The 17750-nt window shown below is 56.7% G+C and carries 9 protein-coding genes; all 9 read left to right on the top strand.

What is annotated here, in order from left to right; translation table 11 throughout:
• The first annotated feature begins 190 nt into the window (after positions 1-190).
• The 9 genes from LWL52_RS14680 (at position 191) to LWL52_RS14640 (ending at position 17731) form a co-directional block, all read left to right on the top strand.
• Positions 191-1354, top strand: coding sequence for a FecR family protein (locus tag LWL52_RS14680; protein WP_242921208.1), 1164 nt, complete (start codon positions 191-193; stop codon positions 1352-1354).
• Positions 1355-1558: 204 nt separating this feature from the next.
• Positions 1559-4972, top strand: a complete 3414-nt coding sequence (locus LWL52_RS14675; protein ID WP_242921206.1) for a TonB-dependent receptor — start codon at positions 1559-1561, stop codon at positions 4970-4972.
• Positions 4973-4983: 11 nt separating this feature from the next.
• On the top strand, positions 4984-6975 hold the full coding sequence (locus LWL52_RS14670) for a RagB/SusD family nutrient uptake outer membrane protein (protein ID WP_242921204.1): 1992 nt from the start codon (positions 4984-4986) through the stop codon (positions 6973-6975).
• 100 nt (positions 6976-7075) lie between these two features.
• The gene (locus tag LWL52_RS14665) at positions 7076-7924 is read left to right on the top strand and encodes a glycoside hydrolase family 16 protein (RefSeq protein WP_242921202.1); all 849 of its coding nucleotides are present in this window, start codon (positions 7076-7078) and stop codon (positions 7922-7924) included.
• A 146-nt stretch (positions 7925-8070) separates the two neighbouring features.
• Positions 8071-9609: a sulfatase family protein gene (locus LWL52_RS14660; RefSeq protein ID WP_242921200.1), complete on the top strand. Its 1539-nt coding sequence runs from the start codon at positions 8071-8073 to the stop codon at positions 9607-9609.
• 199 nt (positions 9610-9808) lie between these two features.
• On the top strand, positions 9809-11329 hold the full coding sequence (locus tag LWL52_RS14655) for an alpha-L-fucosidase (protein ID WP_242921198.1): 1521 nt from the start codon (positions 9809-9811) through the stop codon (positions 11327-11329).
• Between the two features lie 102 nt (positions 11330-11431).
• On the top strand, positions 11432-13741 hold the full coding sequence (locus LWL52_RS14650) for a glycoside hydrolase family 20 protein (RefSeq protein WP_242921196.1): 2310 nt from the start codon (positions 11432-11434) through the stop codon (positions 13739-13741).
• A 203-nt stretch (positions 13742-13944) separates the two neighbouring features.
• Positions 13945-15180 (top strand): glycoside hydrolase family 27 protein, encoded by a 1236-nt coding sequence (locus LWL52_RS14645; RefSeq protein ID WP_242921193.1) that lies wholly within the window; start codon positions 13945-13947, stop codon positions 15178-15180.
• Between the two features lie 118 nt (positions 15181-15298).
• Entirely contained in the window at positions 15299-17731 is a 2433-nt protein-coding gene (locus LWL52_RS14640; RefSeq protein WP_242921191.1) for a glycoside hydrolase family 95 protein, read from the top strand.
• Positions 17732-17750 lie beyond the last annotated feature (19 nt).

Raw genomic sequence — 17750 nt, 5'->3', positions numbered from 1 at the left:
AGACGCTAGTAGCTGCTGTATACCTGGCAATTCCTCAGAAACCCTCTTTTGCAGGCCCTTGCCTTTTCCCGCACTGCTTTTATTCTGCTCTACCCAAGCCAGGTAAGTATAGAGGCACTTCAAAAAAAATATTTCCACAGCCTTTGGGGGTAAGCCCCTTCCGGCGGCACATACATACAAATCCCTCCTGATGAACGACGAAGAATTCCGAGACTTAATAAACAAATACCTGGCTGGCGATGCGAGTGCGGCAGAGGAGAACAGGCTTTTTGAGGCCTATGACGCGCTTCAGGAGAAGGGGCAGGTATGGGAGTCGGCAGCATTGGGAGAAGAGGAGGAAACCCGGGCCCGGCTCTATGGTAAGATTTTACAGGACATAAAGTGGCGGGAAAAGAAGAAAGCTGCCCTGCCTGCCCGTTGGGCTGTGGCAGCCTCTCTGCTGCTGGCGGTGTTGGCAGCGGCCTTGTTCCTTTACCGCTATGGCAAGCAATCTCAGGCAGTTGAGACGGCGGCGGCTGCCGCGTCACTGGCTGAAAGCGAGGTAAAGCCCGGCGGCAACAAAGCCGTCCTGACCCTGGGCGATGGTTCCAAAATAATCTTAGACAGCGCTGCTAACGGGGAACTGGCACGGCAGGCGGGTATCCGCATCACCAAAACAGCCGACGGGCAGCTGCTATACATTGCTACCGGGGCAGCGCCGGCGCAGGTGCTAAGCTATAACACCATTGAAACACCCAAAGGAGGGCAGTACCGGGTAGTGTTGCCTGACAGTTCCGAAGTATGGCTGAATGCGGCTTCCTCGCTGCGGTACCCCACACGCTTCGCTGGCGGTGAACGCCGGGTGGAACTGGTAGGAGAGGCTTATTTTGAAGTGACCAGAAACAGGCGCATGCCTTTCCGGGTGGTGAGCCAGGGACAAACAGTGGAGGTGCTGGGCACGCATTTCAACATCAGTGCCTACCCCGACGAGGCAGCTGTGAAAACGACCCTGCTGGAAGGCGCCGTGAAGGTGCTGGTGGGTAAGACCAACCGTTCGGAACTGCTGGCGCCAGGGCAGCAGGCGGCTGTCAGCTATGCCGATGGTGCCGTAGCGGTGCAACCGGTAGCAGCCGAAGAGGCCGTGGCCTGGAAAAACGGCTACTTTGTATTTGATAATGAAGGGCTGGAAAGCTTGATGCGGAAGTTGGCTCGCTGGTACGATGTGCAGATCGTGTACGAGGGCGAGGCGGGAGACCTGAAGTTTGGCGGCATGGTATCGCGCAGCAACAGCATCGGCCAGACCCTCCGAATATTAGAGCTTACAGGAGATGTTACATTTAAAGTAAAAGGAAGGAGGGTACTTGTGATGCCATAAATGCCGTCGCTTACCCCGACGCGTAGTTACCTGAAAGTAGCCGGAGGCGCTTGCAACACCTCCGGCTGATGCCAGGCTCGCTCATCGGGTTTTGATTGCTGAGACAATGTATAACCGTGCTAACCTAACAAGATCAAATGTATGAACTTTTACCCTACTAAATCGGGCAGGGGCCCGTGCAGCCGAAATTTATTGCTGAAGACCATGAAACTTACCTGCATCCTTCTATTTACCGCGCTGCTTCAGGTAAGCGCGTCAGGGTATGCTCAGAAAATCACCCTCTCAGAGCGCCAAGCGCCGCTGGAGAAGGTGCTGAAGGAAATAAGAAGACAAAGTGGCTACGACCTCTTTTATAACGCCAAACTGCTAAAGCAGGCTCTGCCGGTGAGCGTGCAGGTACAGAATGCAAGCCTGGAGGAGGCCCTGAGTGCTTCTTTCAAAGGGCAGCCGCTGGCCTTTACCATCGATTCCAGAACCGTGGTGGTAAAGGAAGCGGCCGTGCTGCGGCAAACCGGCATTACCGTAACCGGCAAAGTGGCTGATGAGAAGGGCGAGCCCTTGCCTGGTGCCACCGTGCGGGTAAAAGGCACCGACAAGGGCACATCTACTGGTGCTGATGGTGCCTTTGTGCTGCAAAACGTTGCGCAGGATGCCGTGCTGGAGATCAGCTTTCTGGGTTACCTGAACAAAGAAGTAAAGGTGGCGCCCGCCCTGGGAACTATTCAGTTAGAGGTAAATACTTCTAAGCTGGAAGAAGTAGTGGTGGTAGGGTATGGCACGCAGAAAAAAGCCAACCTGACGGGGGCAGTTTCCACGGTGAACGCGCAGGTACTGGAGTCGCGGCCGGTGCAGAATGTGGGGCAGGCGCTACAGGGCCTTGTCCCGGGCCTGAACATGCAGACTACTGGACTGGGCGGGGAGCTGAATCAGCCCCTGAGTTTTAACATCCGCGGAGCGGGCACGATCGGTGCAGGCTCCACAGCCTCGCCGCTGGTGCTCATCGATGGCATGGAAGGCGATATGAACGCCATTAACCCGCAGGATATCGAAACGATTACCGTGCTGAAAGACGCCGCGGCTTCTTCCATTTACGGCTCCCGTGCTCCTTTCGGGGTTATCCTGATCACGACCAAGAGTGGTAAAGCCGGTAAAACGACTGTAAACTATAACGACAACTTCCGCATCAGCAAGCCGATGGGTCTGCCCACGATGATGGACTCCTATACTTTTGCCAAGTACTGGAATGAGGCGGCTGCAAACGACGGCGAGGGAGCTAAATTCTCGGACGAAGTACTGGACCGCATCCTCAAGTACCAGCACGGGGAGATTGACTATGGCACCGTGCCTAATGCCAATGGTGACCGCTACGAGTACTATACTGGCTCCAACGGCAACACCGACTGGTTTAAGGAGCAGTATAAGAGCTATTCTTTATCGCAGGAGCATAACCTGAGCGTGAATGGTGGCACCGATAAAACCCAGTTCTATGCCTCCGGCGGCTTATTGGATCAGGGTGGCCTGCTGCGCCACTCCCACGATGCCTTTAAGCGCTATACCCTGAGCGGCAAGATCAACACGGTTATCAGTAAGTTTGCCAGCTTTAACTACAGTACCCGCTATGTGCGCGAAGACTATACGCAGGCCACACACCAGTCGGATCTGTTTTACCACAACGTGGCGCGTCGCTGGCCCACCGTGCCGGTGTATGACCCGAACGGCAACTGGTCGGACCCCGGCGAAATAGCGCAATTAGAGGAAGGCGGCCGCGTTATTAACCAGACCGACTGGCTCTACCAGCAGGGACAGCTGACGCTGACGCCCCTTAAAGGATGGAACATTGTGGCCAACGGCAACTTCCGGGTTACCAACGGAAACAGGCATTCCGACGTGCGCCCGGCATATGCCTATGACGTGGCCGGGAATTCCTTTCCTGTATCGGTTGGCTGGAACTCGGCGGGCTACAGTTCGGTGTACGAGTACGCCCGCAAAGAAAACTACTTCTCTTCTAACATCTTCTCCGATTATACTTTCGACCTGAAAGAGGCACATCATTTTAAAGTGCTGGGCGGCTTTAACTCGGAACTGACAAAGTTCCGTACCATCGGCGCTTCCCGTAGCGGACTGATCAATCCTTTGCTGCCGACCATCAACACCGCTACGGAAGATAGCAAAGCGGAGGAAGGACAATACCAGCACTGGGCTATTGCCGGCTTTTTCGGCCGCCTGAACTATAACTACAAAGAGCGCTACCTGCTGGAAGTAAACGCCCGCTACGATGGTAGCTCCCGATTTATAAGAGACAAACGCTGGAACCTTTTCCCATCGGTGTCGGCAGGGTGGAACATCGCTCAGGAAGATTTCTGGACTTTTGATGATGTGGTACAGACGCTGAAGCTCCGCGGTTCTTATGGCGAGCTCGGAAACCAGAACACCAGAAACTGGTATCCTTTCTATTCTAAAATGCCGATCGGCGTGAACAACGGTGGCTGGCTGATAGGCGGGCAGCAGCCCAACACGGCCTATGCCCCAGGGCTGGTAAGCACCCTGCTTACTTGGGAGCGCGTGACCAGCTGGGATGCCGGCTTTGACGTGGCCTTGCTGCAGAACCGACTGAACCTGAACTTCGATTACTTTAAGCGCAAGACCTTTGACATGGTAGGGCCTGCACCGGAACTGCCGGTGATACTGGGTACTGCTGTGCCGCAGATCAACAACACCGACATGGAGTCTTACGGCTTTGAGCTGGAAGCCGCCTGGCATGATCAGATTGGAGAGGTTGGCTATGGCCTGCGGGCTGTGATGGCCGATTCCCGGCAGCGCATCACCCGTTATCCTAACCCGACCGGTAACATCAATACCTGGTACGATGGCGAGCTAATGGGCAACATCTGGGGCTACACCACCGTGGGCATTGCTAAAACCCAGGAAGAGATGGATGCCCACCTGGCAGAAGTAGACCAGAGCGGCTTGGGAAGCAACTGGGGAGCAGGCGACATTATGTACGCTGACTTGAACGGCGATGGCAAGATTGATGGCGGAACAGGCATTCTGGGCAATACCGGCGACCGCTCGGTTATCGGCAACAGCACCCCCCGTTACCGCTACAGCCTCGACCTGACCGCTAACTGGAAAGGCTTTGATATGCGGTTGTTTCTGCAGGGCGTAGGCCAGCGCGACTACATGCCTAACGGCCCTTACTTCTGGGGCGCCAGTGGCGGCATGTGGCAGTCGGCGGGCTTTACGGAGCACATGGACTTCTTCCGCGACGAGACATCGCCTATGGTAAAGTCCGGCACAGCCGACGTGAACCTGGACGCTTATTTCCCGAAGCCATACTTTAATACCGGCAAAAACCAGCAGTCACAGACCCGTTACCTTCAGAGCGCCGCTTACCTGCGCCTCAAAAACCTGCAGGTAGGCTACACCCTGCCAGGCAACCTGACCTCCCGTGTGGGGATCTCGCGCCTGCGCTTCTATGTGTCTGGCGAGAACCTGCTCACCTTCTCCGACATGATCGACATCTTTGACCCCGAGACTGTTGGCCTGAGCGGATGGAACGACGGCAAAACCTATCCATTCTCCCAGGTATACTCCGGCGGCCTTAGTGTAACTTTTTAATTATCGAACCGATGAAAAGAGCAATCCATACCAAATTATATCTTATGTTGGCGTTGCTGGTGTCCCTGGGGACAACCAGTTGTAACCAGTTCCTGGACCGGGAGCCCCTGTCGGAGATCACCCCATCCAACTTCTTTGCCAACGAGGCCGACCTGGCCGCCTATACGGTTGCCGAGTATAACTTCCCTTCGCACAGCGGCTTCAACGTAGGAACCTTCGGCAACGATAACAGTACCGACAACCAGGCCTCCAGCGGCTACTCGGTGCGCTGGGTGCCCGGCGAGTGGCGGGTGCCGCAGTCAGGAGGCAGCTGGAACTTTGACCGCATCCGGCAAGCTAACTACTTCATCGAGACCGTGGTGCCCCGCTGGAAACAGGGTAAGATCACGGGCAGTGCCAACAACATTGCACACTACGTAGGAGAAGGCTATTTTCTGCGTGCCTACGAGTACTTTAACAAAGTGCAGGCACTGGGCGACTTTCCGATTGTGCGCAAGACCCTGCCCGACCAGTTAGACGAGCTGACGGCCATGTCGAAGCGCCGGCCCCGCAACGAAGTAGCCCGTTTTATACTTTCCGACCTCGACTCGGCTATCCTGCTGCTGCAGTCAGTGCCCCCGGGCGGCAAAAACCGTATTTCACTCAACGCCGCGCTGCTCTTTAAGTCGCGGGTGGCGCTTTACGAGGCCTCGTGGCTTACCTACCACAGCGGCACACCGCAGGTTCCCGGCGGCCCTGGCTGGCCTGGTGCCGGTAAAGTGGACAACTTCAGCATAAACATGGGCGAGGAAATCAACTTTTTCCTGACCCAGGCCATGGAGGCTGCCGAGAAGGTAGCTGACGCGGTGCCGCTGGTTGCAAACACCCAGGACAACGGGTATAACTCTTCTGCCAACCCCTACTTCACCATGTTTTCTGACCCGAGCATGGAGAAGTATTCCGAGGTGCTGCTGTGGCGCCAGTACGACCCCAGCCTCGGCATCAACAATAACGTGAACCACTATATTAACCAGAACGGCGGCAACACCGGGTACACCAGAGGGTTGGTAGATAATTTTCTGATGAAAAACGGCCTGCCGATCTACGCTTCCGGCTCCGGTTACCACGGCGACGACTTTATCAAAAACGTGAAGAAGGAGCGCGACAACCGCCTGCAGCTGTTTATGAAAGCCCCGGGCGAGCTGCGGCTCAAAGACAAGACCAACGCAGACGGTTCCCCGATCCTGATCGGTAACCCCGACATTATCGGCCTGCAGGAAACCCGCGACGTAACGGGCTACAGCGTTAAAAAAGGTATGTCGTACCAGTTCGACCAGACAGTAGGAAGTATGGGCGCTACGGGCAGCATCGTATTCCGCGTGGTAGAGGCCTACCTCAACTACATCGAAGCCTCGTACCTGCGGGAGGGAATGATCAACGGCAAAGCTGACCAGTACTGGCGGGCCATCCGCGAACGGTCCGGCGTAAACCCGGATTATATGGCCACCGTGGCGGCTACCGACATGGCGCAGGAATCCAAAAACGATTTTGCCGCTTATTCGGCCGGTCGGCTCCTGGCTGACCCGGTACTGTACAATATTCGCCGGGAGCGCCGTGTTGAGCTCATTGCAGAAGGCATGCGCTACACCGACCTGAAGCGCTGGCGTGCACTGGACCAGCTGAAGACCAATCCATTCATTATCGAAGGATTTAAAGTATGGGGGCCGATGCAAAGCTGGTATGTAGATAAAGATGGCAAAGCGCTGCTGATAGAAGCCGACACGCCGGGCAAAACGGCCAACGTGTCTAAAAAAGCGGAGAGCCAGTACCTGCGTCCGTACCGCATCAACCTGTCGGCCAGCAACCTGGCCAAGGATGGTTACCGCTGGGCCTATGCACACTACCTCGAGCCGATCGCCATTCAGCACTTTATTATCGCTTCCCCGTCTGCTGATGTGAACTCCTCGGCCATATACCAGAACCCGGGCTGGCCACTGGCCGCCAATGCGGGAGCACTGGAATAACGATTGCACAACTATAAACTGCTCTGCCGCTTTGCCGCCTGATGTGGCGGAGGGGCGGCAGAGCTCATTTTTAAAAGGATTTCAATTAGCATGTTAACCCATGGACAACGATCTGGCTACTCCGGGCGCTAAATTTATCAGTTGGAAACTCTTTGCCATGTTGCTGCTTGCCTCCACGGCGCTGTTGCTGGGCGGCTGCGGCCGCAAACAGCTGGCGCAACACGGGCAAACGGCCGGCTGGGTACAGGTATGGGCAGATGAGTTTGAAACAAACGGTGCTCCCGATCCTGCCAGGTGGGGCTTTGCCTCGCGCAAGTCTGCCGACTGGGCCTGCTACTGTGCCGATACGCTGGCCACCACCTTTGTGAAAGACGGCCAGCTATACCTGCGGGGCATCATAAACCGCGACCCCACTGACACCGCCAAGTATAAAACCGCCTGCATCCAGACCAAAGACAAGTTCGCTTTCAGGTATGGCAAGGTAGAGGTGCGGGCCAAACTGGCAAAGGGCAAAGGCTCCTGGCCTGCCATCTGGCTGATGCCCCAGGCGTCCAAATATGGCGGCTGGCCCCTCAGCGGCGAAATAGACATTATGGAACACCTCAACTCTGACACGATTATTTACCAGACCATGCACAGCGGTTACATCGACCGCCTGAACCAGAAAACAAACCCGCCATACTTTGCCACCACTCCCTTTGAGGTAGGCGGCTACAACATTTACGGTCTGGAGTGGTACCCCGACCGGCTCGACTTTTTTGTGAACGGGCGCAAGACATTCACTTATCCGAAGCTGGCGCAGGCTGATGCAAGCCAGTGGCCGTTTGACCAGGAGTTTTACATCATTCTGGACCAGGCCTTGGGCGGCAACTGGGTAGGGGAGATCCATAACGAAGATCTGCCCGTGCAGATGGCAGTGGACTGGGTGCGGGTATATCAGCAACAATAACCCGAAGCGTGCCCCTGCCAGCAGCCATACTTCTGCCAGCATTTATACTTTAAACCGGTGCTGTTCGGATGCGGCGCACCGCTATCAGCTGAGCGCAAAAAGATTTGCCGCCGCTGTTTTGCCTTTAACATTATATGATGTCTCTGATGAAACACCTGCTTCTAGTCGTTTTATGGATGTGCGCCTACCGGGTAGCAGTAGCACAACAGCCTGGCAAACGGCCCAACATCGTCATCATCGTTTCCGACGACCACGCCTATCAGGCTATCAGCGCTTACGGGCAGGGCCTGATGCAAACGCCCGCCATCGACCGCATTGCCAGAGAGGGTGCCCGGTTTGATAAAGCGTATGTGACCAACTCCATCTGCGGGCCTAGCCGGGCAGTGATCCTGACAGGTAAGTATAGCAACAAAAACGGCTACAAAGACAATGAAACGTCCAGCTTCGATGCCAGCCAGAACTCCTTTGTAAAAGAGTTGGGAAGGGGAGGCTACCAGACCGCCTGGATAGGCAAGTACCACCTAGGTCACGACCCGCAGGGCTTCGACTACTGGCAGATTCTGCCGGAGCAGGGGGACTATTATAACCCGGACTTCCTGATGATGGACGGCAGCAAGAAACGGGTAGAAGGCTACGTAAGCAACCTGATCGAGGACGCAGCCGAAAACTGGCTCAACCAGCGCGACCAGAGCAAGCCCTTCTGCCTGGTGATCGGCCACAAGGCCACCCACCGCGTGTGGCTGCCCGATACCGCTGACTTCGGCCTGTTCGACGACAAAACCTTTCCGGTGCCCGCCACTTTTTACGATACCTATGCCGGTCGCAAGGCCGCCCAAGTGCAGGAAATGTCCATCGCCAAAGATATGCGCATGGGCTACGACCTGAAAATGTTCCCTGACCTGGACAGTGTGCGCGACGGCAACATTGCCCGCATGAACGCCGCTCAGAAGGCCAGCTTCGAAGCGTATTACAAACCAATTAAAGCAGACCTGGAGGCCCGCCACCTGGCGGGCAAGGAGCTGGCAGAGTGGAAGTTCCAGCGCTACCTGCGCGACTACCTGAGCACTGCCGCCTCGCTGGACCGCAACATTGGCCGCACCCTCGACTACCTGGATAAAAACAACCTCACGGAAAACACGATTGTGATTTACCTCTCCGATCAGGGCTTTTTTATGGGCGAGCATGGCTGGTTCGACAAGCGCTGGATGTATGAGGAATCGTTCCGCACGCCGATGGTGATGCGCTACCCAGGTGTAATAAAGCCCGGTACTGTTTCAGATGCGTTTGTACTGAACCTGGATATTGCGCCCACCATGCTGGAGGCAGCCGGCGTAGCTGTGCCAAAGGACATGCAGGGCGAGTCGATGCTGCCGCTGCTGACAGGCAAAAAAGCCAAAGGCCGCGACGCGCTCTACTACCACTACTACGAAAACGGCGAGCACGCCGTGTCGCCGCAGTTCGGTATCAAAACCAAGCGATACAAGCTGATCCGCTTTTATAAAAGAGTAAACGGGTGGGAGCTGTATGATCTGCAGAAAGATCCCCAAGAGTTACACAATCTCTATGGCCGCAAGGGCTACGAAAAAATAACAGGAAGCCTTAAAAAGCAGCTGGCAGGCCTTATTGAGAAGTATGAGGATGAGGAAGCAAAGCAGCTGCTGACGCAGAGAACCGGCAAGCCTTAAGTATAAACCACCCGGAGAATAGATCAAAGCAGCGGAGCTTCCTCAACAAAAAGCCCGGACGCACAACAGGCACGGCATTGCCCCTTTAAACAAACAGTAAACGGCTAACCCGATGCGCTAAGCTGAAGGGTGGCTGCAAAGTATAAGCAAAAGCAGGAGCGGATTGGCCACGGCACTCCACTCAGGAAAAGACACAGATATGACCCGACACACGCTTACAGCAGGTATAATCCTGCTGCTGGCCATCACCGCCGGCTGCGCCCAACGTCCAACTGGTAAAAGCAACTCCGCTGTTATGCAGCCGCAAGACACACCGGCCGAGATTATCCGAAAGGCTGCCAACATCGTGCCCACGCCCCGGCAGCTGCGCTGGCAGCAGCTGGAAATGACAGCTTTCTTTCACTTTGGCGTCAACACCTTCACCAACCGCGAGTGGGGAGATGGAACGGAAGATCCGAACGTGTTTAACCCTACCCAACTGGACGCCCGCCAGTGGGTGCGCGTAGCCAAAGAGGCCGGCATTAAGCAGGTCATTCTCACGGCCAAGCACCACGATGGTTTCTGCCTGTGGCCCAGCAAGTATACGGAGCACTCGGTTAAGAACAGCCCTTGGGAAAATGGCCGTGGCGATGTGGTGAAGGAAGTAGCCGACGCCTGCCGGGAGTATGGCGTCGGCTTCGGCATCTACCTCTCGCCCTGGGACCGGAACTCACCGCTGTACGGCACCGACGCTTACAATGACTACTTTGTAAACCAGCTCACGGAGCTGCTCACGCAGTATGGCCGTGTGGACGAAGTATGGTTTGACGGCGCCAACGGCGAGGGGCCCAACGGCAAAAAACAGGAGTATGACTTCGACCGCTGGTATGCCCAAATCCGCAAACTGCAGCCCATGGCCACTATTGCCGTAATGGGGCCTGATGTGCGCTGGGTAGGCACCGAAACCGGCTACGGCCGCGAAACCGAGTGGAGCGTAGTGCCTGCCGACAATTTAAATCAGGCCGCCGTGGCTGCCGGCTCGCAACAGGCTGTGGCCTTTAAGCCGCAGGGCGACATGCGGGGCGAAGTACTCGGAAGCCGCGAAAAGATACTGCCTGCCAAAGGCCTGGTGTGGTACCCTGCCGAAACAGACGTGTCCATTCGGCCCGGCTGGTTCTATCATCCCACCGAAAACAACCAGGTAAAATCGCCGGAGAAGCTGCAGGATATCTACTACAATTCGGTGGGCCGCAACGGCGTGCTGCTGCTCAACATTCCGCCCGACACCCGCGGCCTTGTCCACGAAAGTGATGTCCGGAGCCTGCAGGGCTGGCCGCAACTGCGGCAGGAGACGTTCCACACAAACCTGGCCGCAAAAGCGAAGATCACCTCGGCCAACGGCAAAAACGCCAAAGCACTGCGCGACGGCAAGTATACTTCGTACTGGACTACCCGCGGCAGCGACACCACGGCAGTGCTGGAGCTGGCGCTGCCCGGCAGCAGCACCTTTGACGTGCTGGCGCTGCAGGAGAACATCGCCGTAGGCCAGCGCATCGAAAAGTTTGCGCTGGACGTGTGGCTAAACGGGCAATGGCAGCAGGTAACCGAGGGTACCACGGTGGGCTACAAGCGGCTGCTCCTCTTCGATGCGGTAACGTCCGATAAAGTGCGGCTGCGCATCCTTTCTTCGCGCCTTAACCCAACGCTCTCAGAACTGGGCCTCTACAAACGGCCGGAGTAAATCAAGAAGCGAAATTCCCCGACTACCAGGCAGGCTTTATACTTTCAGGTTGGGCGGGTGCTATTAATATTGTGATCCTTAATGCTTTACTAAATTTTTATCGTGAAAAAAACAACCTTCCTCATCCTTTTCTTACTATGTCCTTTCCTGCTGTTTGCGCAGCAGCAGCCGGTGGTAAGCATTATCCCCAAACCTGTTCAGCTGGAGCTGGGGCAGGGAGCCTTCACCATAAACGGCAGCACTACCGTGCGGCTGGATAATTCGCACAAAGCACTGAAGCCGGCGGCAGCCTTCCTGGCCAGCCACATCAGCCGTATTTCCGGCTACGAGATGCGCCGCAAGAGCAAGAAAACGAACGCCATCCGCCTGCGCCTCGAAAGCATCAGCGGCATTGGCGAGGAGGGGTATAAACTCGCTGTCTCACCGGAGGGGATCCTCATCAGCGCCAACACCCAGGCGGGCATTATCTATGGCATCCAGTCGCTGCTGCAAACGCTGCCGCAGGTGCGCACCAACGCTGCGCTGCAGGTGCCAAGTATGCAGATCACCGACTACCCGCGCTTTAGCTGGCGCGGCATGCACCTGGATGTGAGCCGCCACTTCTTCTCGCCCGACGCGGTGAAAGCCTACATCGATTTGCTGGCCAGCTATAAGATTAATCGCTTCCACTGGCACCTGGTGGATGATCAGGGCTGGCGCATCGAGATAAAAAAATATCCTAAGCTGACGCAGGTGGGCGCCTGGCGGGTAGACCAGAACGACAAAGTATGGGGCGAGCGGCCGCAGGCCAAGGCCGGCGAGCAGCCCACTTACGGCGGCTACTATACCCAGGAGCAGATCAAAGATATTGTGAAGTATGCAGCAGAGCGCAACGTAACGGTGGTGCCTGAGATCGAGATGCCCGGGCATGTGGCCTCGGCCATTGCCGCTTACCCTTTTCTGAGCTGCGGGCAGAAACAGCAGTTGCCCCTGACCGGCGGCGACTACACCAATATGGCATCGAACTACTGCCCGGGCAACGAGCAGGTTTATACTTTCCTGGAGGATGTGCTGGACGAGGTGATGGCCATTTTCCCTTCTCCTTACATCCATATCGGCGGGGATGAGGTGGACAAAACCAGCTGGAAGCACTGTGCCAAATGCCAGGCCCTGATGCAGCAGGAGAAGCTGAAAGACGAGGAAGAGCTGCAGAGCTACTTTATCACGCGCATGGAAAAATACCTGGTGAGCAAAGGCCGCAAAATGATCGGCTGGGACGAGATACTGGAAGGCGGCCTGGCCCCTGAAGCGACCGTGATGAGCTGGCGCGGCGAGAGCGGCGGTATTACGGCAGCTAAAATGCACCACAACGTCATCATGACGCCCGGCAACCCGTTATACTTCGACCATTACCAGGCCGGACCTACCGGCGAGCCCATGGCGATCGGCGGCTTTAACACCCTGAAGCGCATCTATGATTATGACCCTATTCCCAAGGAACTGACGGAGGAGGAGGGCAAGTATGTGCTGGGTGCGCAGGCTAACCTGTGGGCCGAGTATGTGACCACGCTGAGCCAGTTGGAGTACATGGTGCTGCCACGCATGCTGGCGCTGGCCGAGGTCGTGTGGTCGCCGAAGGAGCAGAAGAACTGGGTAGACTTCAACAAGCGCCTGCAGTATCACTTCAACGCATTCGGGCAAAAAGGCCTCAACTATAGCCCTGGTAACTTCACGGTAGCCATCCAGCCTATTTCACAAAACGGCAACCTGACCGTGGCGCTGACAACCGAGGCCGTGAACGGCGACATTTACTATGCCATGGACGGCAGCACGCCGACACCGGCAAGCCGGAAGTATGAGGGCCCGGTTCGCATCGACTCTACCGTGACGCTGAAGGCGGTAACGGTCGTGAACGGCCATGTAAAAGGTATGGAGACGGCCGAGCAGTCGTTTGTCGTGCACAAGGCCATTGGCCGCAATGTGGACTATACTAACCCGATAAGCAAATACTACCAGGCCGACGGCCCCAACAGCCTTACCGATGGCGTGCGCGGTACCACGGCAGTGGGCAAGCACTGGCACGGCCTCAACGCCGATGACTTGATTGCCACCGTGGACCTGGGCGAGGCGAAACCGGTGAGCAGCCTGACGCTGGGCTGCCTGCAGAATTACCGCGACTGGATCTTTATGCCGCAGTGGGTGAAGTTCGAGGTATCAACAGATGGCAAAAACTTTAAGGAAGTGGGCATGGTGCAAAGCCAGGTGTCGGTGGACGAGAAGAATGCCACCATCCGGGATTATGCCACCGCTTTTCCGAAACAGCAGGCGCGCTACATCCGCATCACGGCTAAAAATTTGGGCCAGAATCCCAAAGGCCACCCCGGCGAAGGGAAAGCTGCCTGGCTCTTTGCCGATGAGATCATTGTAAAATAGTTGCGGTGGCAGGTATAAAAAGCAGTTGTATACCTGCCACTACTACGCCTTTGGCCTTGAGGAGGTGAGAAAGGCCGGAAGCATGGCATTTGTGCAATAGCCGGAGTTTTCACCTGCTTGCTCGTTTTGGCATGAAGCCCGCTAAAGCTTTTTGCCATCCGGCATACTTCATATAGGCCCATTGCAATACCTACAACAGCAACATGAACAGAAAAAGCAACCTTCTCCTTTTTATACTTTGCCTGGTCTTTTTCCCGGGTTTAGCACAAGTAAAACCGAATAATAACAGCCAGTTGGCCCCCCTGCCGCCGATGGGCTGGATGACCTGGAATTTCTTTGCAGATAATATCAACGAGAAAGATATCCGAGAGATGGCCGACGCGATGGTAGCCTCGGGCATGGTAGAAGCCGGCTACAACTACATCTTCATCGACGATGGCTGGCAGGGCGGCCGCGACAACCGCAACAACATCATCGCCGACCCTGCCAAATTTCCTTCCGGCATCAAGGCCCTGGCCGATTACGTGCACGGGAAAGGCATGAAGCTCGGTATCTATTCTGATGCGGCGCAGCTGACCTGCGCCGGCTATACGGCCAGCCTGGGGTTTGAGGAGCAGGATGCCAAAACCTTCGCCTCTTGGGACATCGACTACCTCAAATACGACTACTGCGGTGCCCCAAAGGACTCGGCCACGGCCGTAGCCCGCTACACCAAGATGAGCGATGCCCTGCGCAAGAGCGGCCGCGATATTGTGTTTGGCATCTGCGAATGGGGGCAGCGCAAGCCTTGGCACTGGGCCGCCGAAGCAGGCGGGCAGCTGTGGCGCACCACCTATGATGTGCGCGATAAGTGGAAGAACCTGAGTGGGCAGGAAAACGCGGAAGGTATCCTGGACATCTTCGACGTAAATGCGGGACTGCATGCCTTTGCCGGCCCCGGCCGGTGGAACGATCCGGATATGTTGGTGGTGGGCTTGTATGGGCGGAAAGGACCTTCGGGCGATCTGGGGGGAATTGGCATGAACGACATCGAGTACCAGAGCCAGATGAGCCTGTGGAGCATGATGGCTGCGCCGCTGGTTGCCACCAACGATGTGCGCTATATGAACGCCGAAACCAGCCGTATCCTGCTTAACAAAGAAGTGATCGCCGTCAATCAGGACGCGCTGGGCAAGCAGGCCGAGCGGAAAATCAACAATGCCACCTGGACCGTGCTGGTAAAGCCGCTGCAAAATGACGAATATGCCATCGCAATCCTCAACCGGGGCGAAACGGCCCGGAACTATACCATTGGCTTTTCGGAGCTGGGCTTAGATGGCAAGTATGAAGTCCGCGACCTGTGGGCCCATAAAGTGTTAGGGAAAAGCCAAAGCTGGAAAGGCAAGGTGCAGTCTCACGAAACCAAGGTGTTCCGGCTTAAGAAAGTAAAAGGAAAGTAAGCTCACGGCCTGCCGTGGTCAGTGCGGGCGCAGCGGGAAGCATGGGTTTTAACAGTAACAGGTTTTAAAGTATAGGCAATGGTGTATCCTTTGGAAGTCAGCAAACAAGTATAAGCGCATGATAAAGCCTTTTTTCTTAGTTCTTCTTTTGTTGCAGAGCTTCCGGTTGCTGGCCCAGGCGGATCAGAACCTGCTCTTCGATAAGCCGGCCACGCACTTTACCGAATCGCTGCCGCTGGGCAACGGGCGGCTGGGGGCCATGGTGTATGGCCGCACCGGCCAGGAGCGGATCGTGCTCAACGAAATAGCGATGTGGTCGGGTGGCGTGCAGAACCCTAACCGTCCCGATGCCTACCAGTACCTGCCTACCATCCAGCAGCTGTTGCAGCAGGAAAAAAACAAGGAAGCCCAGCAGCTGCTGCAGCAGCATTTCACGAGTGCGGGCAAAGGATCGGCGGGAAGCAGGTTCGGAAATTACCAGATCCTGGCGGACCTGCTGCTCGACTGGCGCGATACCACCGGGGCTGTAACGGACTATAAACGCACCCTGCACCTGGACAGCGCCCTGGCCGTGACCGAGTGGAAACGCGGGGGCGTAACATACCGGGAGGAAGTATGGGTGAGTTATCCGCAGCAGGTGGTGCTGGTGCGCCTGCACAGCAACAAAGCCGGCGCACTGCGCTTTAGTGTAAAACTGCATCGTCAGGAGCGGGCAACTTTTTCCGCATCAGGTAACGCCCTCACCATGCAAGGGCAGCTCGATGGCGGGGAGGGAGAGGCGGGAATAAAATTTGCCGCCTACCTGCAAGCCCTGACCCCCGATGGCAGCGTGGCGGCTAATGGAAACGGGCTGGAGGTGCAAGGTGCCTCCGACTGCCTGCTTATACTTGGAGCTGCCACCGATCTGAACTGGCCGCAGGTAGCGCAGCGTGGTCCCGCGCCTTTACCGGTTGCCCGCAAGCAGGTAGAAGCCGCCGCTAAGATGGCCTGGCCAGTGCTCCTGAAAAATCATGTGGCGGATTTTCAGAAGTACTACAACCGCAGTGCGCTGCACCTTACCGGCATCGCTACCAACGTAGCAGACCAGCCAACGGCGCAGCGCCTGGTACGCTATGCTGCCGGGCAACCCGACGCGCAGCTGCCTGCTTTATACTATAATTTCGGGCGCTACCTGCTAATTTCCAGCTCCCGCCCCGGCGGCCTGCCCGCCAATCTGCAGGGGCTGTGGGCCGAGGAGTACCGCACCCCCTGGAACGGCGATTATCATCTTAACATCAATTTACAGATGAACTACTGGCCCGCCGAGGTAACCGGCTTGCCGGAAATGCACCAGCCACTGCTCGACTTTACGAAAGAACTAGTTGCGCCAGGGCAAAAAACAGCCCAGGCATACTACCACTCCAAAGGCTGGGTGGCCCACATGTTTAGCACGCCATGGAAGTTCACTGCGCCCGGCGAGGATGCCTCCTGGGGCTCCACCCTGACCGGCGGCGCCTGGCTGTGCCAACACCTGTGGCAACACTACCGCTTTAACCCCAACAAGGCCTATCTAAAAGAAATTTACCCCGTGCTGAAAGGAGCGGCGCAGTTCTATACCGACATCCTGGTAGAGGACCCGCAGACCGGCTGGCTTGCCACCGCGCCGTCCAACTCGCCGGAGAACACCTACATCACCGCCGATGGGTTTGCCGGCCAAACGACCATGGGCCCGGCCATCGACATGCAGATTGGCCGCGAGCTGCTGGGCAATACCATCGAGGCGGCCGCTATACTTGGCGTAGATAAAGTATGGCGCGACTCCCTGCAACAGGTAAAGCAGCGGCTGGCGCCAAACCAGGTCAGCGCCCGCACCGGTGGCGTGCAGGAGTGGCTCCGCGACTATAAAGAGGCCGAGCCGCAGCACCGGCACGTGTCGCAGCTCTACGGGCTATACCCTTACGACGAGATAAACCCGCTCGACACCCCCGAGATGGCCGCGGCTGCGCGCAAAACGCTGGAGTTGCGCGGCGATGCGGGCACCGGCTGGTCGAGAGCCTGGAAGATCAACTTCTGGGCCCGCCTGGGCGATGGGGACCATGCCCTGAAAATGCTGCAGAGCCTGCTGATGCCCGCTTTTACAACGCAGGACGGTACCTATAAAATGGCAGGGGCGGGCACGTATCCCAACCTGTTCTGTGCACATCCGCCTTTTCAGATCGACGGGAATTTCGGGGCCACGGCTGCCATTGCCGAAATGCTGCTGCAAAGCAACGGCCACCACGCTGTTATCCGTTTCTTGCCGGCCCTGCCCACAGATCAGGCATGGCGCAGCGGCTCGATGAAAGGGCTGCGCGCCCGCAATGGTTTCGTCACTGCTTTTTCGTGGCACGCGGGCAAGTTGACGGAAGCCCGCATCACCTCCACTGCCGGGGAGGAGTGCTATGTGCAGGTGCCGGAAGGGATGCAGGTGTATGGCGCAGGCGGCAAAAAACTGAAGGTAAAAACCCTGGGTAACGGCATGGTGCATTTCAAGACCAGACGGGGACGTAGCTATGTGCTACGCTACCTATAACCGGAGCCTTGCAGCAGGC

The sequence above is a fragment of the Pontibacter liquoris genome (assembly GCF_022758235.1).
GTDB classification, from domain to species: domain Bacteria; phylum Bacteroidota; class Bacteroidia; order Cytophagales; family Hymenobacteraceae; genus Pontibacter; species Pontibacter liquoris.
This window is presented reverse-complemented; position numbering and strand designations above follow the sequence as displayed.

What these genes read in the sequence shown, in the direction of transcription:
- LWL52_RS14645 (WP_242921193.1), top strand. Translation starts at nt 13,945, where the DNA reads ATGAACAGAAAAAGCAACCTTCTCCTTTTTATACTTTGCCTGGTCTTT.
- LWL52_RS14655 (WP_242921198.1), top strand. Translation starts at nt 9,809, where the DNA reads ATGACCCGACACACGCTTACAGCAGGTATAATCCTGCTGCTGGCCATC.
- LWL52_RS14660 (WP_242921200.1), top strand. Translation starts at nt 8,071, where the DNA reads ATGAAACACCTGCTTCTAGTCGTTTTATGGATGTGCGCCTACCGGGTA.
- LWL52_RS14640 (WP_242921191.1), top strand. Translation starts at nt 15,299, where the DNA reads ATGATAAAGCCTTTTTTCTTAGTTCTTCTTTTGTTGCAGAGCTTCCGG.
- LWL52_RS14670 (WP_242921204.1), top strand. Translation starts at nt 4,984, where the DNA reads ATGAAAAGAGCAATCCATACCAAATTATATCTTATGTTGGCGTTGCTG.
- LWL52_RS14680 (WP_242921208.1), top strand. Translation starts at nt 191, where the DNA reads ATGAACGACGAAGAATTCCGAGACTTAATAAACAAATACCTGGCTGGC.
- LWL52_RS14665 (WP_242921202.1), top strand. Translation starts at nt 7,076, where the DNA reads ATGGACAACGATCTGGCTACTCCGGGCGCTAAATTTATCAGTTGGAAA.
- LWL52_RS14675 (WP_242921206.1), top strand. Translation starts at nt 1,559, where the DNA reads ATGAAACTTACCTGCATCCTTCTATTTACCGCGCTGCTTCAGGTAAGC.